The following is a 26,067-nucleotide window of genomic DNA, read 5'->3' as shown; positions in this document are numbered from 1 at the left end:
TGGCGATGGTGATAGTCGGGGGGGCCTCCGCAGGGCCCCCCTCCGCTCCAGGCGATGTGAATTGTGACGGGGTGGTTACCGCGACCGACCTTTGGCAACTCGAGTCCGAAATTGACGACGGCGATGGCGAAGCCGTGGGCGATGTCGGCGGCGGATTGGTCGCGAGCTGTGCGGGAGCCGACGTTAATCAGGATGGCTTCGTCAACGCCGCCGATACCACGGCGCTGCTTCTTCTGGCACCCTCCGGCACGCCGACCGTCGTTCCCACTCCGGCTCCGGGGCCGATGCTTACCTTTTTCGGCATCGCCGCCGCCGACGGGACGATACTTTCGCCGGCAACGGTGGTGGAGGGTACAGCGGTGTATCAACGGTTCACAGGCGTTGGCTTCCGCTTGGTGGTCGAGGCGGCACCTGGAAGCGATGGCGCTGCGGTTGGTACTCAACTGTTCAACGCACGCCCCAACGATCCTGCGGCACGGCCCGATCTGCAGTTGTTGCTCTCGCGCGCGGCTGGCGATGGTAGCCGCACAGTGTGCGAAAACGGAGTGCCCGCCATCGACCCGCCGGATTTCAGCGGCGGCCAACTCGTCGCCGATGCCCTCAACGACTTGGCGTGTCGTTTCGAGGTCGTCGGAAATCCCGCGGCCGCGTGCACGCTCAACGCGTTCGGAAATCCGGCGTTCACAAGCGCCAGTACCCGGGCACAGTTCTGCGCGCCGATAGCCACCGAGTTGCAGTTCGCGGAGGGTGACACCGTGATCACAGCCCGCGTGCGCAGCGTGAGTGGCAGTGTCGGCCCGGTCGAGCAGATCATCGTGCACATCGGGGCCACACTACCGCCGACCGCGACGCCGACCCGACCGAAGCCCACTCGAACACCAACGTCGACGGCGACACCGACGCAGCGACCGACGGTTACGCTGACAGGGACCGTTACGGTGACGGTGACCCACTCTCCGTCGCCTACCGGGACGGCCACCGTGACGCCATCTCCAACGTTGACCGGCAGTGCTGTACCTTCGCCTACACCCACGGCGAGTGCGACGATTACCTCGACAGCGACCAACTCCGCGACGCCGTCGCCAACGATGACCGGATCATCCACCATTCCCACTGATACGCCGTCCGCGACCCCAACCGTGACCGGAACCACTAGTCCATCACCGACTACGACATCGACCGCCACACCGCGCGGTACCGCAACCAACAGTGCGACGCGCAGCACTTCGGCGACGGCCTCAGCCACCCCTTCGCCAAGCGCCACCAGCTCGCTTACGGCAACCAACTCCGCAACAGCGACGATGTCCCGCACCCGCCGGCCAACGCGCACACGGCGCCCAACATTCACGCGAACGCGTACGCCGACGGCGACACGGACACCGACGACCTCGATCACACCGACGACCACGACAACCAGCACCGGCTCGCCTCAGCCGACGCGAACGCCGTCGGACACCCCGACGATTGCTCCCACGCCGCCGCCCTCGCCCAGCCCGTCCGATACCGCGACCAGCACCGCCACCCTTAGCGCGACGCCGAGTCGGACACGTACGCCGTCGCGTACCGGTACCGTTACCGTGACGGCGACCGGCTCCCGCATTCTAACCTACACGCCCACCGCGACGCCGACGCTGAGCATGACGCCAACCCCCACAGCTACCCACACTCGTACGATCACCGCATCACCTAGTGTAACTGGGACGCCGCCGATCACCCGCAGCTTCACGCCAACTGGATCAATCACTGCCACGCCAACCGTGACCCCGACCACGACCGCGAGCCGCAGTGCCTCATCGACACAAAGTCTGACAGCGGTACCGACCACGACCGGTACCATGACGCCGATTCCAACCGGAACCTCAACAAACAGTCGCAGCCCCTCGCCGAGCGCCACGCTCACTCGCACGCGCACCGCCACTACGACCGGTACGGCGTCGGTCACGATTACGGGGAGCCGGCCGCCAACCTTCACGCCGACCGAGTCGCCCACAAGCAGCGCGACGCCCACGACTACGCCGACATTCACGCGCACGTTGACCCGCACGGCCACGCTGACAGCCACGGGGACTGTGACGCGCGTCCCGACATTCACCCGCACCAACGCGCCGTCACCCACCTCGACGCCGACTCCGACAGAAACGCCCACCCGCACCACGAGTGCCACCGGAACGATAACCTTCACAGCTTCCGCGACGCGGACGCCGACATCGACTCTGACGCCGACGCTGACCTCCACGGTGACCCCGACCCGCACGCCGTCAAACACGCCGAGTATAACTCTGACGCCAACCGCGACGTTGACGCCGACGTTTACGCGTACCCTCACGCCGTCGCTCACTCCGACGGTCACGTTCACATTGACGCCAACGCGGACGCCGACGAACACGCGCACGCCGACGCAGACCCCGACGATCACCGAGACGCCGACGATCACGCGCACGCCGACCATTACGCGTACGCCGACGCCAACGATCTATCCAGGACCGTTCATCACGTTCTTCGGCGCCGCGAATTCGGACGGCACCGTGCCGACGCCGAGCGCCACGACAGCAGGGGGTGTACCGATCTACGTGCGGCCGCTCGGGTTCAATTTCACGATGGTGGTCGAGGGGCGCCCGGGCGGTAGCCACCACGCACTCGGGAAGAGTGCCTTTGCCACCGACGCGTCGGACCCGACAGTGCGACCGGACCTGCAGGTCATCGTCTCGCGACCACTGGGAAACGGCAGTACGGCCGTATGTGACAACATGTCGCCCGATCTCGGTGGCGTGCCCTCCACCGAGCCGCCCAACTTTGCTTTCACGCAACCCATCTCGGACGCAATGAACGACCTCGGCTGCCGCTTTCTCAACGGTGGCGGCCAGCCAGTCGGCCGCAGCACGGACGAGGCGTGTACGGTCATCCGCACCGGCGATTTCCGATTCGTGGCGAGCAACTCAACTCTGCAGTTTTGCGGAGCCGTCGAGCGGCCCTTCAGCTTCCCGGTCGGCGATACGGTTGTCACCGTCAAGCTGCGTGACAGCGGCGACAATTTGAGCTTACAGGGACAGATGATCCTGCGGGTACTGTCCGCTGGCTCACCATGAGACCCCGAATCGGCGGTGCCCGCCTATTTGGGTGGCAACGGCGGCGGGTTGTCGCGGTCGCGCGTTGACTCGCTCAGCAACTGCTCGCTCGTACGCTGAGTGCGCAGCAGGTCGTTCTCTTGCGCCAGACGTTCCTGCTCTTTGGTGATCTGTCCGACGCGTTGCTCAAGGGTCAGCTTGGCTTGACGCAGTTCCGCCATCTCGGATTGGAGCGTTTGGAGGCGCAGGTCGAGCTGCGGCAGGCGCGCGGCATCGCGACCCCACAGCCAATATCCAGTTGCGGCACCCAGCACCGCACCGATCGCTACGCCGCCCAAGGTCGCGAGCCCGCGTGGCATGCCTGTCTCCTCCGAAGGTCTGATCGCGTCCGAAGTATAGCCCACGGACCGCGGAGGCGCACGCCAGGCTACGTGTCCGCCAGGCTACGTTGACTGAGTCAGGCCCCTCCGTTATACAGGCCAGCCTCAGCGATGCAGCAAGCCGGTCTGGTGGACAAGACGCGCGGCCGGTGGTCATCGGGTGGTGGCGCCACACGTTTCCGCAGCACGCATCACCGAGCACGACGCGAATAGGAAGGGCCAACCGATGGCAGAGAAGAAGGCGAAGACCGCTCAAAAGTCCGCAGAACAGATTCAGCGCACCCGTCAATGTCCGCAGTGCGGTTCCGATAGCAAGGTGACGTACTTTACCGGCTTTGGCCGCAAGGGGTTCTTTTGGGTGTGCGAGAAAGATTGCGGCTTCAGCGAGCGAACCCGCTAGTACGGAGGGGCGTATGGGCCGGACCCCGAAAAAAGACAAGGCCAAGAAGGGGCACAGCATCTTCGACGCCGACGAACGCGACGAGGGCAGCGAAGACGGTGAACTCCCCAAGGACGAAGCCGGCCGCCGCAAGATCAAGCGCCAGTACGAAACGCTGCTCGGCATCCGCGTCGAGAAGTTGAAGGGCCGCATCCTCAACCGCGAGCGGATCAACAAGACGATCGAAGGCGTCTACTTCATCTGCGGCGAGTGCAAGAAGGTCTGCCACAACATGGATGATGGCTTGGTGGAAGATCCCAACAACGTCGCCAACCTCTGCGGCGCCTGCTCGAAGACAACAAAGCCGAAGGGCCGGGCGGCGTAACGTCGAGCCGGCGATTTACGCAGCCGGCATGCGTCGAACGAGCTGCGGTGACTCCTCCGAGACTATGCTCGCCGTGGATGCGACTCGACTGGCGTCGGGGTGAGGTTTCGTCGCCGAGTTTTGCGGCAATCCGCGATAGAAGCGAACCTTGTCGCAGTCCGTGCAATAGTGCCCATCGGGAAGAGGTGAGTCCTTCTCGGTCCAGATGCGGCGAGCTGCGACGAATTTCTCATTGTTCCAGAGTCGGCCAAAAGCCCCGGGCGTCCACTCGGCAAAATCGTCGTGTTTGTAAAAGCCCATACAACACGATGCCCAGCCGCCGTCCCAGTGAAAGACGGCGGAGTTCCACAGCCACACGCAGCGATTTTCATGTACGTGCAAGTAGTCAAACGAATAGTCCCCGCTCGGCTGCCAGCTGGGATCGTCGTAGGTTCCAGCTAGCGGCCTGAAGGCATCAAGCTGAAGCTCCTTCGCGAGCTGGCGCGCGTCCTCCACTCGATTCTCGTTGGGTGCGAAGACCAGATACTGCCAAGTAATGCGCGGGGTGACACTCCCAAATTCCCGCTTGAGTCGGACGAAGCTTCGCAGGTTCTCGATCACGAGTTCGAACTTGCCGCCGCGGCGATAGATCTCGTACGAACCCTGATCGGCCCCATCAACCGACGCGGTGAGATACGAGAGTCCGGATGCGATGACGGCCCGGATCGTGTCGTCACTCAGGCGAAAGCTGAGGTTGCTGGATATGGTGGTGATCAGATCCTTGCGGTGAGCGTAGGCAATCAGCCGGGGCAGCTCCGGGTTGAAGAACGGTTCCCCCCAGTCGAACAGATCTAATGAGAACGCGTACGGCGCGAGTTCATCTACGATCGAGCTGAAGACCGAAAATGAGACGTTACCCTTGGCGCGTCCGTGCTCGTGGCGTCCGGTGGGACAAAATGGGCACGCAAGGTTGCACTTGTTGCTGACGTCGATGCAGAGTTTGTAGGGGCGGGAGATCAAATGAGTCCGCCCGAGACGCATCTCCACCTTGTTGAGCACCGCGTTGACCAGCCGCCGCGTGGTGAGGTTGGGGTTCTTCTCCAGCGCTGCCCTGAGTGGGCGCGGCGCTAGTCGGACCAGAGTGCGGATCAGCGGGGACACGATAGTTTCTTATCACACGGCCGCTGGCGATAGTACTCCGACTGCGACCCATCTGTTCTGACGTTTGGGCACGCGATTGTGGAGGCATCGACGCCCCGTCGATGGCTTTCGCTTCGTCGTTTTACTCGTGAAAATCGTTGTGCTAGCTGTCCGGCAGTTTCCCGATCGTCCGAGGAGGCTTCATGTCCGGCCATTCCAAGTGGAGTTCCATCAAGCACAAGAAGGCGGCGAAGGACGCCAAACGGGGTAAGCTGTTCACCAAGCTGATCAAGGAAATCTCCGTGGCCGCACGTATGGGTGGCGGTGACATCAATGCCAACCCGCGCCTCCGGACGGCTGTGCTGACGGCGCGCTCGCAGAGCATGCCGAACGACAATATCGAGCGCGCGATCAAGAAGGGTACCGGCGAGTTGGAAGGCGTCCACTACGAAGAGGTCACTTACGAAGGCTACGGCCCGGGCGGCGTAGCGGTGATGGCGCAAGCGCTAACGGACAACCGCAATCGCACCGTTGCCGAGATCCGGCGGGTATTCGAGAAGCACGGCGGCAACTTCGGCGCCACGGGTTGCGTGGCGTGGATGTTCCATAAGAAGGGTGTACTCGTTGTCGAGAAGGACAAAGCCAACGAGGACGCGCTCCTTGAACTGGTCCTTGCGGCTGGCGCGGAAGACATGAGCGACACCGGGGATCAGTTTGAGATCGTTACTGATCCGCAGTCGTTCCATGCCGTGAAGGAAGCCCTCGACGACGCCAAGATCGAAACCGCTACCGCCGAGATCACCATGCAGCCGGAGAACAGCACGGCGGTGACCGGCAAAGCGGCGGAGCACACGATGGCGCTCATCGAAGAGCTGGAAGACCACGACGACATCCAGTCAGTTGCGGCGAATTTCGAGATTGCGCCGGAGGAATTGGAGCGACTCAGCGCGGCCTGACGGCGGGTGGATGCGGAGTGGCGCGGCGGGAGTTGTAATCTCACACGATATGCGAGTGCTCGGGATTGATCCCGGCACGGTGACGACGGGCTGGGGTGTGGTGGAGGAACGCGGCACGCGAGTGATCCGCGTCGCCAGTGGTGTCGTGCGCGTGCGGGGTGCTCTGCCGGCGCGCTTGGCCGCCATCGTGGCGCGGCTCGAAGAAGTCCTTGCGCACTACTCGCCGACCGCACTCAGTTTGGAAAAGAGTTTCGTCGCGGCCAACGTGCAGAGCGCGTTCCGGCTAGGTGAGGCGCGTGGTGCGGTGCTGGTCGCCGCGGCGCGAGAGGGGTTGACGATCGCGGAGTACAGTCCCGCCGAGATCAAGCTGGCTGTGGTCGGCACCGGTCGCGCCACAAAGGAGCAGGTACAACTGATGATGCGCCGCCTGCTCGCAATCGAAGGTGACGTGGTGACTGATGAAGCCGACGCGCTCGCCGCAGCTGTGTGTCACATCCACGCGCGCCGGATGGCGGCACGCATCGGACACGGGAACTTGGTCGAGTTGGTGCGCGCGCGCCGCCGCCGCTCGGGCGGTCGGTGGATGAGTCTCGCCGGAGTGAAACCGGGGGCGAAACGATGATCGCCCAACTCAGCGGCACGCTCGCGCACAAATCACCCGAGCACCTGGTTGTCGATGTTGGGGGCGTCGGCTACCAAGTCTTCGTCTCACTCAACTGCCTCTATCAATTGCCCAATACCGGTGAACGCGTGCGGCTCTTGATTCACACCAACCTGCGCGAGAACGCGCTCGAGCTGTTCGGCTTCGCCGAGGCGGACGAACGGCAGCTTTTCGGGTTACTTATCGGTGTGTCCGGCATCGGTCCGCGCTTGGCGCTCAATATCTTGTCGGGCATGCCGGTTCGCGAGCTGCAAGCGGCGATCGAATCGAGTGACTTGGTTCGCTTGGTGTCGATCCCCGGCATCGGCAAGAAGACCGCCGAGCGCCTGGTGGTCGAGCTACGCGATCGCGTCAAGATCCTGCAGGCCGCGCACGCCGATGGGCAGGGCGCCAGTCGGAGTGACGGCGTCAACACCGAGGCGGTTTCGGCGCTGGTGAATTTGGGCTACCGTCGGCCGGAGGCGGAGCATGCGGTGAAGGCGGCGCGCGCCGACGGCGTGGAGGAACTCAGCGGCGTGATTCGCGACGCGCTGCGCCGATTGAGCGGCTAACTGATGTCGGACCCAGATCGTCTCATCACCCCGGCGACTAGCGAGGAAGACGTTGCCCTCGACACGAGCTTGCGGCCGCCAACGCTGGCCGACTATGTCGGGCAGGAGCAGGTGAAGGCCAATCTGTGCGTCGCAATAGACGCCGCCAAGGGGCGCGGCGATTCGCTCGATCACATGCTGCTCTGTGGGCCGCCGGGTTTGGGAAAGACCTCGCTCGCGCACATCATCGCGCGCGAAATGAACGTCAGCATCCGTTCGACGTCCGGCCCCGTCATCGAGCGACCGGGTGACCTCGCCGCGATCCTGACCAATCTCGACGCCGGCGACGTGCTCTTCATCGACGAGATCCATCGGTTGAGCCGGATCGTCGAGGAGATTCTCTATCCAGCGCTGGAGGACTTTCAGATCGATTTGATGATCGGGCAGGGTCCGGCGGCACGCTCGATCAAGCTCGATCTGAAGCGCTTCACCTTGATCGGCGCGACCACGCGCGCCGGTCTGCTGACCTCGCCCCTGCGCGATCGTTTCGGTGTCACCTTCCGCCTGGACTTTTATGCCCCGGAAGAATTGATTCTGATCGTGAAGCGATCGGCCGCCATCCTGCAGGTTCGAATCGAAGCCGACGGTGCGCTCGAGATAGCGCGCCGCGCTCGCGGCACGCCGCGCATTGCCAACCGGCTGCTGCGCCGCGTGCGGGATTACGCGCAGGTGCGTGCCGACGGTGTCATCTCACGCCGGGTCGCTGACGAAGCGCTGGCAATGTTAGAGGTCGACCGCGAAGGCTTCGACAAAATGGACCGTGCGATTATGCTCACCATCATCGACAAATTCAGCGGTGGGCCCGTCGGACTCGATACGTTAGCCGCCGCGGTGGGCGAGGAGCGCGACACGATCGAAGACGTCTACGAACCGTTCTTGATCCAGGTTGGTTATCTGAGCCGTACACCAAAGGGGCGCATGGCGACACCACGCGCGCATGAGCACTTCGGCAGAGCGGTGGGGGGCGCCGCGGCGCAGGGAAGGTTGTTTCCCAGGTGAGCGATGAGCGACATCGGGCGAGCGTTGATCATCCTGGGCGCTGTCCTGATCGCCGTCGGCGTTGTTGCGAGTGTGGTCGGCCAGGTGCCCTGGCTTGGCCGGCTCCCTGGCGACGTGTACATCAAGCGCGAGCACTTCAGCTTCTACTTCCCCCTCACGACGTCGGTACTGATCAGCGTTGTGCTGAGTCTGCTCTTGTATCTGCTCCGGCGCTGATGCGGCCCTTGCGGCCGAGATGCCGGGCTCTTAGAATGCGCCGTCCTTTTCACGTTGCTCAAGTTGCTCAGGTTGCTTATGTCTCGCTGGCGTAGCCTCTGGCGTGAACGACCGGACCTACCGCCCGACGAGCGGCGCCGGCGCCGTCGTGAGGGCATCGTCATCGCTATCACCGCGCTGGTGGTGCTGGTGCTAGCGCTGTTCGAAACTCGATTGCCGGAGTTGAGCAACAGCTCGTCGCTATCGGGAAATATCGTCTTCTTTCTGCTCATCAACCTGAATTTGATCCTACTGATCCTGCTGATCTTCCTGGTCACGCGCAATTTGGTGAAGCTGCTGTTCGAGCGCCGCCAGCGCATCCTCGGTTCGCGGTTGCGCACCCGCTTGGTGCTCGCCTTTGTTAGTCTGACGCTGTTCCCAACGCTGCTTTTGTTCCTCGTCGCACAGGGCTTCCTCACCTCCGCGATCGAGAATTGGTTCGGCGTGCGCGTGGAAAGCTCATTGGCGGGCTCGCTCGATGTCGCGCAGTCGTACTATCAGGCCGCTGCCAATCGGTCGCTGCGCGCCGCGCGCGCGTTGGCCGAGCAGACCCAGCAACGAGGACTATGGAGTCAGACGAAGCGCGCGCAGCTGCACGAGTTTCTCAACGAGAAGCTGCACGAGCTGAATTTCGCCGGCATCGAGGTGTTCGACGGCGCGCGCACTGCGATGGCGGCGGTAACGCAAAGCGAGCAACTCGGCACCGCAACACTTCCCGTGCCGCCGCTCGATATCATGGATCAGCTGTTCAGGGGCGAGCCGATCGCTCGCACACAGCGCGTTGGCAAGGGTGATCTCGTCCGCGGCGGAGTGCCGGTGCTGGATGCCGACGGCCAAGTGGTTGGTGCGATCGTCATTGCCGAAGTGGTGCCGCGACAGATTAGTCGCACCGCCGAGGATATCTCGCGCTCGTTCCAGGAGTATCGACAGCTCAAGACCATGAAGCAGCCGATCAAGAACGGCTATACCCTAACGCTCCTCTTGATCACGCTCGTCGTCATCTTCTCAGCGACCTGGTTCGGATTCTATCTCGCCAAGGGCATCACGGTGCCAATCCAGCGGCTCGCCGAGGGCACGCGCGAAGTGGCGCAAGGGAACTGGGACTATCGCATCGCCGCCGGTGGCGACGAGGAGGTCGCGACGCTCGTCGATTCGTTCAATCGCATGACCGGCGAGTTGAAGACGATTCACTCTGAGCTCGATGCGCGGCGGCGCTACATCGAGAACATCCTCGCCAACATCGCGGCCGGCGTCATCTCCATCGGTCAAACCGGCACCGTGACCACCGTGAACCGCGCGGTGGAGTCGATGCTCGGCTTGCGTGCGCGCGAGGTTGAAGGGCGCTCATGGCAAGCGGTGTTCGAGCGCTCCGATCTGCGCAAGATCGGGGAGCAGATCAGTCAAGTGGTCGAGGGCGGCGAAGCCGAAGTCGAACGCCAGTTGCGTTTCGGCGGGGGCGATCGTGTCGTTACCGCCTTGGTAACGGCGGCGGCGCTGCGCGACGACGCTGGGTCGTCGCTGGGCGTCATGCTGTTCTTCGAGGATGTGAGTCATCTGTTGCGAGTCGAACGCATGGAGGCTTGGCGCGAAGTGGCTCGTCGGATCGCCCACGAGATCAAGAACCCGCTGACGCCGATTCAATTGTCGGCACAGCGCCTACGCAAGCGGTTCGCGACCCAGCTGGGTGAGCAGCATGGTGGGATCTTCGACGAGTGTACGCGCACCATCATTCGGCAAGTCGAGGAGCTGAAGAAGATGGTGAACGAGTTCTCCACCTTCGCACGCTTGCCGGCCGCTGATCTCAGCTCGCAGGATCTCAACGAGATCATCGAGGAAGCGCTGGTGTTGTTTCGCGAAGGCCATCGCGAAATCGACTTCGAGTGGATGCCCACGGCGGAATTGCCGACACTCGAGCTCGATCGTGCGGCGATCAAGCGCGCTATCGTGAACCTGCTCGACAACGCGGTCGCCGCCTGCGCAGCCGTCACCGGCGAGCGCGGCCGGATCGCGGTCAGTACGCAGTACGAACCACGCGTCGGCTTGGTGCGCTTGGAGGTCGCCGACACTGGCACCGGGATGAGCGACCTGACCAAGGGCCGCATCTTCGAGCCGTACTTTTCGACCAAGAAGGAAGGAACCGGGTTGGGCTTAGCGATTGTGTCGGCGATCGTCGCCGACCATCAGGCGTACATCCGCGTGCGTGACAACGCGCCGCGTGGTAGTCGCTTTGTGATCGAGTTCCCAACCCGGCGACGTATACCGCTGGCGCGGGTCGGCGCGCGTATCTAGCGCGAGACAGGAGAACGACGCATGGAAACGGTGGCGACGGTGCTGGTGGTCGACGACGAAGCGGAGATCCGGGCGTCGGTGCGAGGGGTACTGGCTGATGAAGGGTTGCGCGTGCTGGAAGCGGAAGATGGCCGCCAAGCCCTAGAGGTGATCGAACATGAACACCCCGAGCTGGTGCTGCTCGACATCTGGATGCCAGAGATGGACGGCATTCAACTCCTCGAACGGCTGCGCGCGGAGCCGTTCTCGCCCGAAGTCGTGATGATATCCGGGCACGGTAACATCGAGACGGCGGTGAAGGCGACCAAGCTTGGGGCCTTCGACTTCATTGAGAAGCCGTTCTCACTGGAAGGACTGCTGCGCGTGGTCAACCGCGCGCTCGACCATCGCGCAGCGGCGCACGCGGCGACCGCGAGCCCCGACCTGCAGCCGGTCAATGGCGCGACTCTTCAGGGGGCACTGCTGCGTAGTGGTACCGCCCAACGCACGCTGCGTCGCGGCGTAGTAGCCAGCGGGCAGGGGTTGCACACCGGTACCAAAACCGGACTGATCCTCCAGCCGATGCCTCCAGGCAGCGGCATTGTCTTCGGCACAGTGTCGTCGGATGAAACCGTGCCGGCGTTTCTCGACTATGTCGACTCGACCGGCTATGCGACGACGTTGCATCGCGGCGAGATCACCGTGAAGACGGTCGAGCACTTGCTCGCTTCGCTGCACGCGTACGGGATCACCAATCTCCTGATCAAGATTCAGGGCGAAGTGCCGGCGATGGACGGTTCGGCGCGTGAGTTCTGCCAGCTCATCGAGAGCGCCGGCACCGAAGAGCAGGGCGCCAGCATCGAACCGATTGAAATCGATCGTCGCATCGCGGTGGGTGATCCCCACGGTGACGGCGAGGCGATCTGGATCGATCCTGCGGACACCTTCGGCGTGTCGTACACGCTGGTCTATCCGCATCCAGTCGGTACGCAGGAGCACACCTATCGGGCCGGCGATCCGGCGATATTCCGCGAGCAGATCGCCCCCGCACGGACGTTTGCGTTTCTCAAGGACATGAAGGCGCTTGCCGCGATGGGGCTGGCGCGCGGCGGGCGACTCGACAACTGCATCCTCATCGACGAGGAGAAGGTGGTGAACACCACGCTGCGCTTTCCCAACGAGTTTGCGCGCCACAAAATCCTCGATGTGATGGGCGATCTCTATTTGCTCGGGCGCCCGCTGCGTGGCTTCGTCACCGCGCGGCGCACAGGGCACTCGGACAACATCGCGCTACTGCAAGCGATCCGTGAGTCTCTCTAGCTGGCACCGCCCGGGCGATTGCGGAACGAGGATACCTAGATTGAGGACTTCAGCACCACCGGCTTCACGCGGTGCGTGCGGGAGAGTTTGCGAGCAATGTCTTGCGCCTGCTTGAGGGTCTGGTAACTGCCGACCGTCACGTGGTAGCGCAACTTCTTTCCCGCCCCAGTGCGCCCCACGGTGGCGTGATAGCCGGACTTGGTCAACGAGCTGCGCAGGCGGGTCGCGCTATCCGTACCTCGAAATGACGCGACGCGGATGTCGTAGGTCACGGCCCGGGGCGGCTCAACCTGCGCCGGTTCGTCGGCATCGCCCGCCGCCTGCGGAACGGGATCCTCGGCGGCCAGTTGCCAGTCGACATCGTTGCTGACCAACGTCGGCCCGCCGGTCTCGGTGCGGAAGCCGCTGTCGATCAACCGCTTCACGTCGCCCCACAAATCGCGCGAGCCCAAGACGGCGACCAGAAGCTCGCGGTCGCCTGATGAGGCCACGCCGACGAAGCACTTCTTGGCGGCAATCGTCCACCCGGTCTTGCCGATCACGTGAATCTCGTAGTCAGACATGAGCAGGCGGTTGTGGCTGTGGAGCGCAATCGGGCGCGTGCTCCCGGCGGTCGGCGTGATGACGATGCGCTTGGTCTCCAGCACTTGCCGGAAGAGCGACCAGCGCAAGCCGGCGTTGAAGACCGTGGTGAGGTCGTGCACGGTGGAATAGTGATTGGCGGCCGGTAGGCCATTCGGGTTGACGAAGTGTGAGTGCGTGGCACCAAGGGTGCGCACCGCCGTATTCATTTGCCCGGCGAAGCCATCGACCGAGCCGCCGAGACCTTCGGCGGCGACGACGCTGGCGTCGTTGGCGGAGTTCAACAGGATCGCATAGAGCAAATCGCGCAAGCGCAACCGCCACCCCGGACGGACGCTGATCTTCGAGGGCGCCGCCTGCGCGGCGTTGGCGCTGACGACAAAGGAATCATCGAGCCGCCCACTCTGGAGGGCGAGCAGCGCGGTGACGATCTTGGTCGTGCTTGCCGGCGGCAGCGGCAGGTCGATGTTGCGTTGCCACAGGATCTGCCCAGATTGACGGTCGATGAGAATCGCGGCAGTCGCCGTGACCGAGGCGCTGCGTGCGTGCGCAATGATCGGGAATGCGATGCTGTTCGATAGCACCAAGCCGACCAGTATCGCGCTCCGCCCTCCGCCCCTCATGACCTCCCCGTCTTGCCCAGCCTAGTTGTCACGGCGAATCTACTGTCTGACACTTCGGCGTTCTTGTCAACGAAGTGTGCGCCGCCGAGCGCCAGGTCAGCCGTTGAAATCAACGTTGCGCAGGTCGGGGCGGATATGGGCGCCTTGCAGGAACATCCCGTGAAAGAAGAAGAGACTCACGATCAGTGGCAGGACGTAGTAGGCGACCCGAAAGATCAACACCGCGACCACCGCGGTCTCGAGCGGCACACCAAGGTTCGCAAAAATCGCAGCCATTGAGCCTTCCATGATGCCGAGCCCCCCAGGGATGAAGGACACCAGCGCCAAGATCGTGCCCACGGCGAAGCTCACAACGACGTAGGTGAAGGGGATGGGATAGTGCAAGGCGAGAAAGGCGCCGTAGAGGATGCCCAAGGTGACGATCCAATCGACGAAGATATAGACCGCGGGTGCGGCCATCTGTGACTTGCGCGCTAGCATGAATTCGATGCCGCGATTGAGGTTGCGTTGAAATCGCCAGATACGCATCCGCCCCGGCTTGCGGTGCGGGACGAAGCGATGCAGCAGCCAGTTGGCGGTGTTAGCCAGCACGAAAAGCGTGCGGCGCCGCACCCGGCGGTGAAAGAGCAGCAGCAGGGCGACGACGGCGGCGGCGCTAAAGAACACCAAGAGCACCACCGTGGTGATCAGTGCCCAGCCGTGCAGCGTCTGCGCCGCGACGAGATAGGCGAAACCGAACAGGACGAACGCGAGCAGGGTGACGTTGGTTAAAAACGTCTGCACCAGCGAGATCACGACTGCGGTATCGGACGCAATACCCCGCCGGCTAAAGAAGTAGAGCCGCAACGCGAAGCCGCTCAGCCCGCCGCTCGAGACTAAGTAGTTCGCCGTATTCGCTACGAAGGTCACCTTCAACATCTCGCCGAACGGGACCTGGGCATCTGAGGCTTCGGCAATGCCGTGATACGAGAGCGCCATGACCAAGTAGCTCAGAATAGTGAACACGACAGGCACAAGCAGGAGCCACGGATCGGCACGCGCGATCACGCGCTGCATCTCGCGGATGTCGGTGAAGGAGAACATCACCGCGAAAGCCCCAATGCCGAGCACGATCGCGAGAGGGAGCCAGCGCCGGTGCGCTTTGGTGGTGGCGGCGGACGCGGGTGGGGTGGACACCGGCTGCGCCTCTGCGAGTTGACCGTTCACGTCACCCTCGCATTAATCGCTTGCCTCCGGACGGTCAAGGCAGCGCGCCGACTGCGCGGCGGCTAGTCACGCCGCAAAAATCGGCCGCCATCGCCTGCGATGACTGCGCCATTGGCGATCAGTCGCGTCAGGTGTTGGGCAATCGTGCGCTGCTCGACGGCGTCAATGAATGGCGCGTGCGCGTGCGGCGGATAGAGAAAGCGATGCGCCACGAGTTCGTTCAGGCTGCGAGATTCAGCAAGAAAATCGAGGATGGCCTGCTCCCGTGCGGGAATCTTGGCGGCGAACGCGGCGAGCTTGGTGGTGAACACGTCCCGATCCTCGATGATGCCGACGTGATGGAACGACACCCAGATGCGGGCATCGATCTCGGGCAGGCGCACCAGCGATCGCTCGAAGTCGTTCAGATCCGACCAAGCATCGCCGTAGTACGGACCGAAGCCGGTCAGATCGATATCACCAAGGAACAGCACTCCCTCCGGCTCGATCAGCAAAGCGTTGTGACCGCGCGTGTGCCCCGGCAGATGAACGGCGCGCACACGCGTACCGCCCAAATCGAACTCGGCGCCGTCGTCGTAGTCGAGCGTGTCGGGGCGCGGCGTGTAGTGGAATGTCTGGGTAACGTAGTCGCGCATGCCGGCGGTGAGCGGCTCACCGTAGCCGTAGATTTCCATCAGACCATCCATGCTGCGCAGGCCGGACGCATCGGCACGATGCGCGTAGATTGGCGCGTCGGGAAAGGCGAAGACGCCAGCGACGTGGTCTTCGTGCACATGACTCAACACGACGAGATCCGCCGCGCCGCGCAACTGATCAGCCCGCTGCGCGACTGTGAGCGATGGATCAATTAGCAGGGAGGTATCGCGCCCGCGTACCAGGATAGAGTTGCCGTGCGGATACTTCCCGTTCTTGTCACCCACCAGCACGGTGACGCGGCCGAAGGTGCGGTCGCTGTCTGCGGCACTGTTGGAGATCAGCGGCCGGTCTCCCACGGGCCGTAGCGAAACGGTTCGCGTCCACGCAGCATGCCGGGCGTCACCTGTGCCGAGCCGCGAAACAACCCCCAGACATCTTCAGCGGCGGTCTGGTTCCCGCCGGTGAGCAGACCTGTGAGCCCACTGCTAACCACGCCAACAACGCTCCAGCTAAAGCGGATGGGCACGTAGACGACGTTGATCACCGCGGCGCCGATGGCCGGGCCCGGAGCCCATGGTTGGTCCTTCTCCACTCGGACCGGGTCGCCACCCTCCATGTAATAGTGATCCGCGTGAGCACTAGCCGCTACACCGAGCGACACTGCCACGAAGAATACGGCTGCTACGGTTCGCATGCGCATCAGTCAGTCCTCCTCGCGGCGAAAGATACCGCGGTCAGGCCACGCTGTCACGCGCAGAATCGCGTACGTCCGAGGCTGACGGGCGTCTTGTGGCGGCGCTCGCCGTCGTGGTAAGCGGCGCGGGCTTCATATGACTGAGCCTACGAATGCGCTTCGCACACCGGCACCGCGGTCGACGTTGGGCATTCTGTTTCTCACGGTCTTCGTCGACTTGCTCGGCTTCGGCATCGTGATTCCGCTCTTGCCGTACTACGCCCACCGCTTTGCGGCGTCGGGCGTGACAGCGGGGGCCCTAGTCGCTTGCTACTCGGCGATGCAGCTCGTGTTCGCGCCGCTGTGGGGGCGGCTGTCCGACCGAGTCGGACGGCGACCGGTGATGCTAGTCAGCCTGGCGGCTTCGACGCTGTCCTACGCATTGTTTGCGAGTGCGACCGGTCTTGGGATGTTGTTCCTGTCGCGTCTGCTGGCCGGCGCCGGCGGCGCGAACATCGCCGTGGCGCAGGCCTTCATCGCCGACGTGACCAGCGACGAAGAACGCGCCAAAGGCATGGGCGTGATCGGCGCGGCCTTTGGACTCGGTTTCGTGTTCGGACCCGCCATCGGTGGACTACTCGCGGCGTACGGGCATTGGGCGCCGGGCGCGGCGGCGGCGCTCATCTGCGGCGCGAATCTGGTTATCGCGATCGTTCGGCTACCCGAGTCGCTGCCGAGCGCCAGGCGGTCGATGTCGGATGCGCCGCGGGAGCATCCGTTGCGGCACGTTGGCCGCGCGCTGCAGCACGCGCAACTGACGCCGTTGTTGGTGCTGTTCTTCGTCGTCGTGTTCGCCTTCGCCACCATGGAAACGACCTTGTCGCTATTGTGCGCGACGTACTTTCAATTGCCCGCCGCGCAGATCTATTGGCTGTTCGGATTCATGGGACTGACGATGAGTGTGGTGCAGGGCGGGCTGATCGGACGCCTGGCGAGCTACACCGATGAGCGCCGGATGGTGACGGGCGGTTGTGCGCTGCTCGCAATCGGGTTGTTGGCGACACCGTTCGCCTATCCGTTTGCGCCGCTGTTGGTTGCGTTGGCTTTGGTCGCGTGTGGCCAAGGGATCGCATCTCCGACGCTGTCGAGTCTAATTTCGAAGGTGAGCAGCGCCGCGGAACAGGGTGGCGTACTCGGCTTGTCGCAGTCGATGGGCAGTCTGGCACGCATTCTCGGTCCGCTCTGGGGCGGGCTCCTGTTCGATTGGGGCCCGGCGGGCCCGTTTGTGAGTACCGGACTGTTGATGGTGGCCGCGACGGTGGTGGCCGCGCGACTCGGGAGGGCTACCGCAACCGCGGCAGCGCCAGCGCCACGCTTGCCAGCCAGTCCCTGAGGAGGAGAGCATGCCGCAGACGGCGGAACTGACCTTTCAACGCGACGGCGAGACGCTGCTTGGTTACGCGGCGTGGCCAGATGGACGCGGGCCGTTTGCGGCGATCGTGCTCATTCCCGACGTGCGCGGATTGCATGAACACTACCGCGACATCACGCGACGCTTTGCCCAGGAGGGATTCTTGACGTTGGCGGTTGACCTGTACAGCCGCGAGGGTCCGCCGGTGCTGCCGGACATGGCGGCGGCGTTCAAGTGGATGCGCGAGTTACCCGACCCGCGCGTACTCGCCGATCTCGATGCAGCGGTGGAGTTTCTCGCGCGACGTTCGGACGTGCGGGTCGATGCGATCGGAATTACAGGGTTCTGTATGGGTGGGCAATACGCGCTGATGGCGGCGTGTACAGTTTCACAACTGGCGGCCTGTGTGAGCTGGTACGGCATGCTGCGTTACACGCAGAAAGATGACCGCGCAAAACCCGCGAGCCCACTCGATCTCGCGCCGCAGTTGGCGTGTCCATACCTCGGACTGTTCGGCGCTGATGACGGCCTCATCCCGCAGGTCGATGTCGACGAGTTGCGCGCGATTCTCCAGCGTCGGGAGAAGACGTTCGAGATCAAGAGTTATACAGGCGCCGGACACGCGTTCTTCAACGACAGCCGCGCGGACGCTTTTCGCCCAGACGCGGCGGCTGATGCGTGGACGCGTGCGCTAGCGTTTTTCCGGCGCCATTTGCGGTGAAGCCACTCTGCGCGTCCGCTGAGCCAAGCGGTAGCTGTTGGGCCACGAACCTAGTGTGCGTGATAGACGCGCGAGTGTGCGATCAGGCCGTCGGCGTCGAGTTCCAGAAGTTCCGCGTTCGACTCGACGATCCCGTCGCGATGTGCGCGGTACTCGATCACCACGGTGCGCAGCCCGCTGGAGAGCGAGACCGGTTCGAAGCGGAGAGATGGATCCTTCTGTAGCGCACGGCGGAAGTAGGCGCCGATGGCATCGCGTCCCTTCAGTGTGTCGGTTGCCCCACCCGACGCGCGCACATGCGGGCTAGTGTGACGGGCCTCTGGCGCATAGAGCGCCAGCACGGCCTCGGCGTCGTGTGCGTTCCAAGCGTCGAACCACCTCTGGGCCAGTGGTGCGCTGGCGCCAGCGCCCGCATCGGGTAGCGGCCGACGGTAAACCATCGCCGGGGCGGCTTGATCGGTCGGCATCAGCAGAAGCTCTTCGACGTTCACCCACGGCGGCCGACTCGTGCACCAGACGATCGTGTCCGCGACATCCATGGCTGACAGCGGCCGAGTATTCTCATACACCGAAGCGGCGCGGGTGCGGTCACCGTGGAAGCGCACCTCGCTGAACTCCGTGGGGACAAGGCCGGGGTCGACCGTGGTTACACGGATTCCGGTACCGTGGAGATCGAGCCGCATGGTCTTGTTGAGCATGCGGACCGCAGCCTTGCTGGCGCAGTAGACGTTGCCGCGCGGGTATGGTTCGTGCCCGGCGATCGATCCAACGTTGACGATGTGCCCATGTCCACGTGCGACCATGCCGGGGAGCACGGCCCGGGTCACGTACAGCAGGCCCTTGATGTTCGTATCGATCATCTCATCCCAGTCCTCCTCCGAGCCTTCGTGCAGGGGCTCGAAGCCGCGCGACAAGCCAGCGTTGTTAACCAGAACGTCGATTGCGGAGAAGGGTTGGGGGATCGCCGCAACCGCCTGATGGACGGCCGCGCGGTCGCGCACGTCAAGTTGGATGAGGTGGCACTCGCTCGGCAGCGTGGAGGTCAGCGATCGCAAGCGATCGATCCGCCGCGCCGCCAGAATTAGTCGCGCGCCAGAAAGCGCGAACGCCTGCGCTGTTGCTGCGCCGATACCACTCGATGCGCCTGTAATGAGAACGACCATCGCCACCTCTCCTCGTGGGCGTGTCTAGCGAGGGATGTCGCTGTGACGCAAGCCCCTGCTGGAGCTGCGGTGACGGAGCAGTCCCAGCTCTGCGCGGAATTCTGCGTAGCAAGCGAAGATCTGTGGCTGCGCCGCCGTCCGCCTTCATCGCATACGCTGTGGAATACGCCCAGTTCTGGGCAGAGGTAGTGCGCGCGGCTGATCTGAGCCAGGCGTGGTTGACACCAGCCGGGCGGGCAGGTCCGACCGCTCTGGATGGTGGGCGTAAGGCGACGAGGGCTTTGCAGCATCAACGCTTTTTTTGGCTTGGGAAAACTTCCGCACGTGGCAGACCACTTGCACTTAGACACGGTGGGCGAGAACTAACGTGAGGTCATTCGATGAGCCAGCGATCGGTTGAGAGCATTATAGGTCGGTTGATCACCGATGGCGCGTTTCGTGGCCGGTTCTTCGTCGAACCCGCTGCGGTGTGCCGCGACCACGGGCTGGATGTCACCGCAGCCGAGGTGACCGCCCTATTGCGGATCGAGGGTCGTGCGTTGGACAGCGTCGCCCACGGGCTCGATCCGAAAATCGTTCGCGCGCTCGCGATGAGTCCCTGTGTGCTGCACACGCAGGTTGAGAATCCGAGCGCCTTTGGTGTCATTGTCAACACCACGGCGGCGCGCCTCGGCGCTCGCTCTGCCAAGAGTAGGCGAGACAGCTGATGTCGCGCAACCCGTTCCGAATGCCGGCACTGGCGCTGCTAGTGACCGGTGCAATCGCTACGCTCGCAGCCATCCCGGCGGCTGCTGTGATGATCGACGACTTCAACAGCGGCGCCTCGGCAACACTGCCACGGGGAGTCCGCCAGCGGCGCATGGGGAGTCTGAGTGCGAACGATACGGGTTTGAAAGGGGTGTTGGGAGGCCAAAGGCGAGTGACGGTCACCGTCGAATCGCAGGACTCAGGCGATTTGGACATCGTATCGGCTGACATCGTTCCGGGTGCAGGCCTGTTCGGCTACGCCAGCAGCGGCGGCGCCGATGGACGTTTCGATCTCACCTATGATGCCGGCGGTGCCGGGTTGAACGCTAATCTCTTGTCCGAAAGCGGAGTGCTGATCGATGTCGCCGAGGCTGATTTGTCTTCGGTTCCATATACGATCACGTTGGTGATCGCTGACCGAAGCGGACGATCGGGAACAATCACAAAGGCAAGCACAAGCGCCGGTCCGCAGCAAGTACGCTTGCTGTTATCGGCATTGCCCAAGGTCGATCTCGCCCACGTGCGGAGCATCGTCGTCAGCGTCAATCCGCAGAAGTCCGGTGATCTACAACTCAACAAGATACGCACCTTCGGTCCGACTGGGCCGTGAGACGGGTACGCGCAACGCCCCGAGAGTGAGTGAGACCGTGACGCGACCCAACCACACCGCAGTGGCCATCAGAGCCGGACGTGCCTTCGCTTGGTGGATGTTGGCGTTGGTTTTGGGTGCCGCGACTACTGCGAGCGGGATTACTATCGACGACTTCACGAGCGCCGTAAACACGAAGTTGCCGCCTGGGGTATCGCAGTTGACCGTTGGCAGCACCACGAAGACCGATACCGGCCTCGCGGGTGTTCTCGGCGGGGCTCGAAAGCTCACGGTCACAGCCACCAGCATTGGATCCGCGGTCGACTCGGTGACCGTCGGAGTGTCTACCAGCTCGGTGCTGCTCGACTATTCGTCGAGCGTGCGCGCCGACGGTCGGTTCGAGTTGCTCTACGACGCAGGTAACAGCGCGACCGGCCTCAATACGAGCTTCGCAACGCAGACCGGTATTCGCGTCAGTATCTTTTCTGCGGATCTGTCGTCAGTGGGGTCGAGTGGTTACCCGGTAACGGTAGCCCTTGTGGATAATTTCGGTACCACCAAGTCTGCCACTCAGACGATCACGGTCTCTGGGCCCATGGTCATTGCTTTTCCGTTCACAAGCTTTCCCGGAATCAATCTCAGCAGCATCAAAAGCGTAAAGATCGTTGTCGATCCCCATCAGGCCGGCGACCTGCGGTTGAACCTGGTTGAGGTGTATGGCCCGCCGACCCCGACGCCCAGCTCGACCCCGACGCCGGTCGAAGTCCCGACCAACCCGATTGAAGCGAACACGCCTACTTTCACGCCGACGGTTACCCCGACGGCTACGCCCACAAGTACTCCAACTAGCACCGCGACGGCGACGCCGACGAGCACGGCTACGGCGACACCAACCGCGACCGCGACGAGCACGCCGACAGCGACTCCGACTGGCACCGCGACGGCCACGCCGACTGGTACGCCAACGAGTACGCCCACCAGCACTCCGACACGGACGCCGACGAGCACGCCGACGGCCACACCGACCGCAACGCCGACGGCGACACCAACCGGTACGCCAACGTCGACGCCGACGAGCACGCCAACATCGACGCCAACGGATACGCCGACGGCGACACCGACTGACACGCCGACGGCGACTCCGACGAACACCCCAACTTCGACGCCAACTGATACGCCGACGGCGACCCAGACGAACACTCCAACATCAACGCCGACCGCGACGCCAACCGACACGCCGACGGCGACCCCGACGAGTACGCCGACTTCGACGCCGACCGCGACGCCGACGAATACGGCGACGGCCACCCCAACTGGGACGCCAACATCGACACCGACCGCAACACCGACTGACACCCCGACGGCAACCCCAACCGATACGCCGACCGCCACCCCGACGAGTACGCCGACCGCGACGCCAACTGGGACGCCGACTTCGACCCCAACCAACACGCCGACCGCAACGCCGACCGACACACCGACCGCAACGCCAACGGCAACGCCGACCGCGACCCCGACGAGTACGCCGACGGCAACCCCAACCGGCACGCCGACGGAGACTCCGACCGACACACCGACCGCGACCCCGACGTCAACGCCGACTCACACCTCGACGGCAACCCCGACCGACACGCCAACTCAAACGCCGACGGCGACGCCAACCAACACGCCGACGCGAACCACAACGGCGACACCAACCAGTACCGCAACCGCGACGCCGACGAGCACGCCGACCGCGACGCCAACCGACACACCGACGGCCACGCCGACTGGTACACCAACGTCGACGCCGACGGCCACGCCAACGAGTACCGCAACAGCGACCCCGACGAGCACGCCAACATCGACGCCGACGGCAACGCCAACCGCGACACCGACGGATACGCCGACGGCAACGCCAACGAGCACGCCGACCGCGACACCCACGAGTACGCCAACATCGACACCGACGGATACGCCGACGGCGACACCAACCCACACACCAACGGCAACCCCGACTGACACGCCGACCGCAACCCCGACCGACACACCAACCTCGAGCCCGACGAGCACGCCGACATCAACGCCGACGAGCACGCCGACGGCGACCCCGACGAGTACACCGACGGCAACGCCGACCGCCACACCGACGAGCACGCCAACATCGACGCCAACGGCAACGCCAACCGCCACGCCGACGGCGACACCGACGGATACGCCGACGGCAACGCCAACGGCAACGCCAACCGCCACGCCGACGGCGACACCGACGGATACGCCGACGGCAACGCCAACGAGCACGCCGACCGCGACACCCACGAGTACGCCAACATCGACACCGACTCACACTCCCACGGCGACACCAACCGGTACGCCAACCGCGACGCCGACTCACACGCCCACGGCGACGCCAACCAACACGCCGACCGCAACCCCGACCGACACACCAACCGCGACGCCGACGAGCACGCCGACTTCGACGCCGACCGCGAGCCCGACGAATACGGCGACGGCCACCCCAACTGGGACGCCAACGTCGACGCCGACGAGCACAGCAACGGCGACGCCGACTGATACGCCGACCACCACGGCGACGAGTACGCCGACTTCGACGCCGACCGCGACTCCGACGAATACGGCGACGGCCACCCCAACCGGGACGCCAACGTCGACACCGACCGTAACACCGACTGACACCCCGACGGCAACCCCAACCGATACGCCGACCGCCACACCGACGAGTACGCCGACCGCGACGCCAACTGGGACGCCGACTTCGACCCCAACGAACACGCCGACCGCAACGCCAACGGCGACGCCGACCGCGACCCCGACGTCAACGCCGACTCACACCTCGACGGCAACCCCGACCGACACGCCAACTCAAACGCCGACGGCGACGCCAACCAACACTCCGACGCGAACCGCAACGGCGACACCAACCAGTACCCCGACGATCACTGCGACCAACACGCCGACTCAAACTGCGACAGCGACACCGACCGCGACACCAACGAGTACCCCGACGGCGACGCCGACGAGCACGGGGACGGCAACCCCAACTGGGACACCAACGGCGACGCCGACCGGTACGTCAACGAGCACGCCGACAAGAACACCGACGGTGACACCGACCACGACCCCGACTCACACCCCAACCAGCACTGCGACGGCGACGCCGACAGCTACGCCAACGAGCGCGCCGACACGAACACCGACGGTGACGCCGACTACGACCGCAACGTCTACACCGACCACCACGCCGACCGCGACGCCGACGAACACGGCGACTCTAACAGCTACGGTGACCCCGACGAACACCCCGACGCAGACGCCGACCGCGACGCCGACGCGAACCGCTACAGCCACGCCGACGAATGCTTCGACAGCCACAGCGACCAGTACACCGACGCAAACACCCACCCACACGCCAACGAGAACGCCGACCTTCACACCGACGAACACGCCGACTGCCACCCCGACACAGACGCCGACGCGAACGGCGACCGCCACCGCCACCCCGTGTACGACCGGGGAGCTCTGTGGTTTCATCTTCAGCCCAGGCTATTGGAAGAACTGGTCGAACCACTACACGACGGCGGAGTTTCTGACGATCATTCAGGCCACTGCCGACTACAGCAGTTTCACCGTCGCGCAGGCCGAAACGTTGTTGAACGACAATACGGACCAGTATCATCGTCACCTGTTGTCTGCGGAACTCAATGTCGCCTTGCACCCGCAGCTCGGCGCTGGGCTCTACATGTTCGGCACACTCAGCGGAGAGACGGTCAATCAGATTCTGAACACCGCCTTCAACACGCCGGCGGGCAGTGCGAGCGCCGATCTCTACGACGCCGTGCTCTATCTCGGTAGTAACGGCGAGGGTGCGGGGCAGAGCTGCCGGGTGGTGCCGACCGTGTGTGGGCTGACGCCGACCCCAACCAACACACCGACACCGACACCGACCGGCACGATCACTCCCGTGTGCGGCAGCGCCGATCTGTGTTCGCTCATCCGCAGCCCTGGTTACTGGAAGAATTGGCAGAACCAGTTCACCACAACGCAGTTCGCTGCGCTCATCCAGGCCACCACGCACTATTCGACACTGACCACCGTGCAAATCGATGCGTTCCTGAACGACACGTCGGATCAGTACCATCGTCATCTGCTGTCGGCGGAACTCAATCTGGCGCTCAACCCACAGCTCGGGAATGCTCTCTACAATTTCGGGAGCCTGACGGGACAGACCGTCAGCCAGATCCTCGACACGGCGTTCAACACGCCGTCGGCTAGCGCCAGCATGGAGTTGATTGACGCCGTCTACTACGTTGGCAGCGATGGCGAAGGCGCGGGCGCGCAGTGCCACGTCATGCCGCCACCGTGTGCAACGGCGAGCCCGACGGTGACGAACACCCCAACGCGCACGGCGACCGCGACCAACACGGCAATCCCGCCGAGCGCTACGCCGACCAACACCAACACGGTGGTGCCGGCGACGGTGACGCGCGCCGCGACGGCGAGCGTGACCCGCACGAATACGCCGGTGCCGCCAACCCCAACGGCAACCGCGACGCCAACGGGTGAAGTGTGCACCGCGGGAACGCCGACGCGCATGCCATCTCCGGCGTTCACTCCGGCCGGCGGCTGCTCCAGCACACCGGGGTCGGGAATGTTGACCGCGACTATCACGATTGCCGGAAACACCAGCAGCGCAACCTTCGTCAACCTATCGACCAGCTGCAGCTATCCGATCGGTTTGGCGGTGTACAAGGAGTTCGACGCCAACATCGACAACCAGGAGTTGCTCGACTACCGCGTGACGGTGCTGGGACCGAACAGCTCAACCACGCTGAGCGTGACCAATTCTCCGTGCGCGTATCAGACCGACGCCTTCTTCGGAGATGTGTTGCTCTCGCTCGCGGGCGGTGTTCGCTACAGCAGTCGCCTGCTCGACGCGTTCCACGGCAACGAACCGAACTATTGTTCACTGCACTGCCAAGCGCCTACCCCGACGCCGACCAATACGCCCGTGCCACCGACGGCGACGGCAACGGCGACGAACACGGCGGTGCCGCCAACCACGACGCGCACCAGCACCGCGACGGCGACCAACACCGCCGTGCCGCCCACCGTGACGGCAACGGCGACGAACACGGCGGTGCCGCCGACCACGACGCGCACCAGCACCGCGACAGCGACCAACACCGCGGTCCCGGCGACGGCGACGGCAACGGCGACGAACACAGCGGTGCCGCCGACCACGACGCGCACCAGCACCGCGATGGCGACCAACACCGCCGTGCCGCCGACGGCCACGCCGTCGTTCTGCCCGGGCAACTTGGTCCAGAACGCGAGCTTCG

The 26,067-nt window shown here is 64.1% G+C and carries 21 protein-coding genes and 2 pseudogenes; 16 read left to right on the top strand and 7 right to left on the bottom strand.

What is annotated here, in order from left to right:
- Positions 1 to 71: 71 nt before the first annotated feature.
- A complete protein-coding gene (locus tag HYR72_00115; protein MBI1813366.1) occupies positions 72 to 3,086 on the top strand; it encodes a hypothetical protein in 3,015 nt (1,004 codons plus the stop codon).
- Between the two features lie 23 nt (positions 3,087 to 3,109).
- On the opposite strand, the gene HYR72_00110 is transcribed toward HYR72_00115, so the two are convergent.
- Positions 3,110 to 3,424 (bottom strand): hypothetical protein, encoded by a 315-nt coding sequence (locus tag HYR72_00110; GenBank protein MBI1813365.1) that lies wholly within the window; start codon positions 3,422 to 3,424, stop codon positions 3,110 to 3,112.
- Positions 3,425 to 3,671: 247 nt separating this feature from the next.
- Here HYR72_00110 and HYR72_00105 point away from each other — a divergent pair, with 247 nt between their 5' ends.
- Positions 3,672 to 3,845: a hypothetical protein gene (locus HYR72_00105; protein MBI1813364.1), complete on the top strand. Its 174-nt coding sequence runs from the start codon at positions 3,672 to 3,674 to the stop codon at positions 3,843 to 3,845.
- Positions 3,846 to 3,858: 13 nt separating this feature from the next.
- Positions 3,859 to 4,209 (top strand): hypothetical protein, encoded by a 351-nt coding sequence (locus HYR72_00100; protein MBI1813363.1) that lies wholly within the window; start codon positions 3,859 to 3,861, stop codon positions 4,207 to 4,209.
- A 15-nt stretch (positions 4,210 to 4,224) separates the two neighbouring features.
- On the opposite strand, the gene HYR72_00095 is transcribed toward HYR72_00100, so the two are convergent.
- Positions 4,225 to 5,349: a radical SAM protein gene (locus HYR72_00095; GenBank protein ID MBI1813362.1), complete on the bottom strand. Its 1,125-nt coding sequence runs from the start codon at positions 5,347 to 5,349 to the stop codon at positions 4,225 to 4,227.
- Between the two features lie 182 nt (positions 5,350 to 5,531).
- Between HYR72_00095 and HYR72_00090 the strand changes: the two genes are divergently transcribed.
- The 7 genes from HYR72_00090 to lpxC all read left to right on the top strand — a co-directional run bounded on the left by HYR72_00090 (position 5,532) and on the right by lpxC (position 12,377).
- Positions 5,532 to 6,284 (top strand): YebC/PmpR family DNA-binding transcriptional regulator, encoded by a 753-nt coding sequence (locus tag HYR72_00090; GenBank protein MBI1813361.1) that lies wholly within the window; start codon positions 5,532 to 5,534, stop codon positions 6,282 to 6,284.
- Between the two features lie 49 nt (positions 6,285 to 6,333).
- Positions 6,334 to 6,906 carry a crossover junction endodeoxyribonuclease RuvC gene (gene ruvC, locus HYR72_00085; protein MBI1813360.1) on the top strand — a complete coding sequence of 191 codons (573 nt, stop codon included), beginning with the start codon at positions 6,334 to 6,336 and terminating at the stop codon, positions 6,904 to 6,906.
- Positions 6,903 to 7,496, top strand: coding sequence for a Holliday junction branch migration protein RuvA (ruvA, locus tag HYR72_00080; GenBank protein MBI1813359.1), 594 nt, complete (start codon positions 6,903 to 6,905; stop codon positions 7,494 to 7,496). The genes ruvC and ruvA overlap by 4 nt, the downstream gene beginning before the upstream one ends.
- Positions 7,497 to 7,499: 3 nt before the next feature.
- On the top strand, positions 7,500 to 8,534 hold the full coding sequence (gene ruvB / locus HYR72_00075) for a Holliday junction branch migration DNA helicase RuvB (protein ID MBI1813358.1): 1,035 nt from the start codon (positions 7,500 to 7,502) through the stop codon (positions 8,532 to 8,534).
- A gap of 3 nt (positions 8,535 to 8,537) precedes the next feature.
- On the top strand, positions 8,538 to 8,750 hold the full coding sequence (locus HYR72_00070; protein ID MBI1813357.1) for a DUF2905 domain-containing protein: 213 nt from the start codon (positions 8,538 to 8,540) through the stop codon (positions 8,748 to 8,750).
- Positions 8,751 to 8,828: 78 nt separating this feature from the next.
- Positions 8,829 to 11,078, top strand: a complete 2,250-nt coding sequence (locus tag HYR72_00065) for a PAS domain S-box protein (protein ID MBI1813356.1) — start codon at positions 8,829 to 8,831, stop codon at positions 11,076 to 11,078.
- Between the two features lie 21 nt (positions 11,079 to 11,099).
- Positions 11,100 to 12,377 carry a UDP-3-O-[3-hydroxymyristoyl] N-acetylglucosamine deacetylase gene (gene lpxC, locus HYR72_00060; GenBank protein ID MBI1813355.1) on the top strand — a complete coding sequence of 426 codons (1,278 nt, stop codon included), beginning with the start codon at positions 11,100 to 11,102 and terminating at the stop codon, positions 12,375 to 12,377.
- Positions 12,378 to 12,412: 35 nt separating this feature from the next.
- Here lpxC and HYR72_00055 read toward each other — a convergent pair whose 3' ends face one another.
- The 4 genes from HYR72_00055 to HYR72_00040 form a co-directional block, all read right to left on the bottom strand.
- On the bottom strand, positions 12,413 to 13,582 hold the full coding sequence (locus tag HYR72_00055; GenBank protein ID MBI1813354.1) for a D-alanyl-D-alanine carboxypeptidase: 1,170 nt from the start codon (positions 13,580 to 13,582) through the stop codon (positions 12,413 to 12,415).
- Positions 13,583 to 13,678: 96 nt separating this feature from the next.
- On the bottom strand, positions 13,679 to 14,788 hold the full coding sequence (locus HYR72_00050; GenBank protein ID MBI1813353.1) for a flippase-like domain-containing protein: 1,110 nt from the start codon (positions 14,786 to 14,788) through the stop codon (positions 13,679 to 13,681).
- 62 nt (positions 14,789 to 14,850) lie between these two features.
- Positions 14,851 to 15,765 carry an MBL fold metallo-hydrolase gene (locus HYR72_00045; GenBank protein MBI1813352.1) on the bottom strand — a complete coding sequence of 305 codons (915 nt, stop codon included), beginning with the start codon at positions 15,763 to 15,765 and terminating at the stop codon, positions 14,851 to 14,853.
- Complete coding sequence (locus HYR72_00040; GenBank protein ID MBI1813351.1) at positions 15,762 to 16,124, bottom strand: hypothetical protein; 363 nt, start codon at positions 16,122 to 16,124, stop codon at positions 15,762 to 15,764. The genes HYR72_00045 and HYR72_00040 overlap by 4 nt, the downstream gene beginning before the upstream one ends.
- 130 nt (positions 16,125 to 16,254) lie before the next feature.
- Between HYR72_00040 and HYR72_00035 the strand changes: the two genes are divergently transcribed.
- Together HYR72_00035 and HYR72_00030 are read left to right on the top strand one after the other, a co-directional pair.
- Positions 16,255 to 17,490 carry an MFS transporter gene (locus HYR72_00035; GenBank protein MBI1813350.1) on the top strand — a complete coding sequence of 412 codons (1,236 nt, stop codon included), beginning with the start codon at positions 16,255 to 16,257 and terminating at the stop codon, positions 17,488 to 17,490.
- A 10-nt stretch (positions 17,491 to 17,500) separates the two neighbouring features.
- A complete protein-coding gene (locus HYR72_00030) occupies positions 17,501 to 18,229 on the top strand; it encodes a dienelactone hydrolase family protein (protein ID MBI1813349.1) in 729 nt (242 codons plus the stop codon).
- 50 nt (positions 18,230 to 18,279) lie between these two features.
- Here the strand turns inward: HYR72_00030 and HYR72_00025 are convergent, their stop codons facing one another.
- Positions 18,280 to 19,392 (bottom strand): SDR family NAD(P)-dependent oxidoreductase, encoded by a 1,113-nt coding sequence (locus tag HYR72_00025; GenBank protein ID MBI1813348.1) that lies wholly within the window; start codon positions 19,390 to 19,392, stop codon positions 18,280 to 18,282.
- Positions 19,393 to 19,772: 380 nt separating this feature from the next.
- Between HYR72_00025 and HYR72_00020 the strand changes: the two genes are divergently transcribed.
- The 4 genes and pseudogenes from HYR72_00020 (at position 19,773) to HYR72_00005 (ending at position 23,552) form a co-directional block, all read left to right on the top strand.
- Entirely contained in the window at positions 19,773 to 20,099 is a 327-nt protein-coding gene (locus HYR72_00020; protein MBI1813347.1) for a Franean1_4349 family RiPP, read from the top strand.
- Positions 20,099 to 20,749 (top strand): hypothetical protein, encoded by a 651-nt coding sequence (locus HYR72_00015; protein ID MBI1813346.1) that lies wholly within the window; start codon positions 20,099 to 20,101, stop codon positions 20,747 to 20,749. Before HYR72_00020 ends, HYR72_00015 begins: the two co-directional genes overlap by 1 nt.
- Positions 20,750 to 22,046: 1,297 nt before the next feature.
- Positions 22,047 to 22,409 (top strand): annotated as a pseudogene (locus HYR72_00010) (hypothetical protein).
- Between the two features lie 204 nt (positions 22,410 to 22,613).
- Positions 22,614 to 23,552, top strand: a pseudogene (locus HYR72_00005) (hypothetical protein).
- Positions 23,553 to 26,067 lie beyond the last annotated feature (2,515 nt).

This window comes from Deltaproteobacteria bacterium, assembly GCA_016178705.1.
Classification (GTDB): Bacteria; Desulfobacterota; Binatia; order HRBIN30; family JACQVA1; genus JACOST01.
The sequence above is the reverse complement of the archived record's forward strand: the minus strand, read 5'-3'. Positions and strand labels throughout refer to the sequence as shown.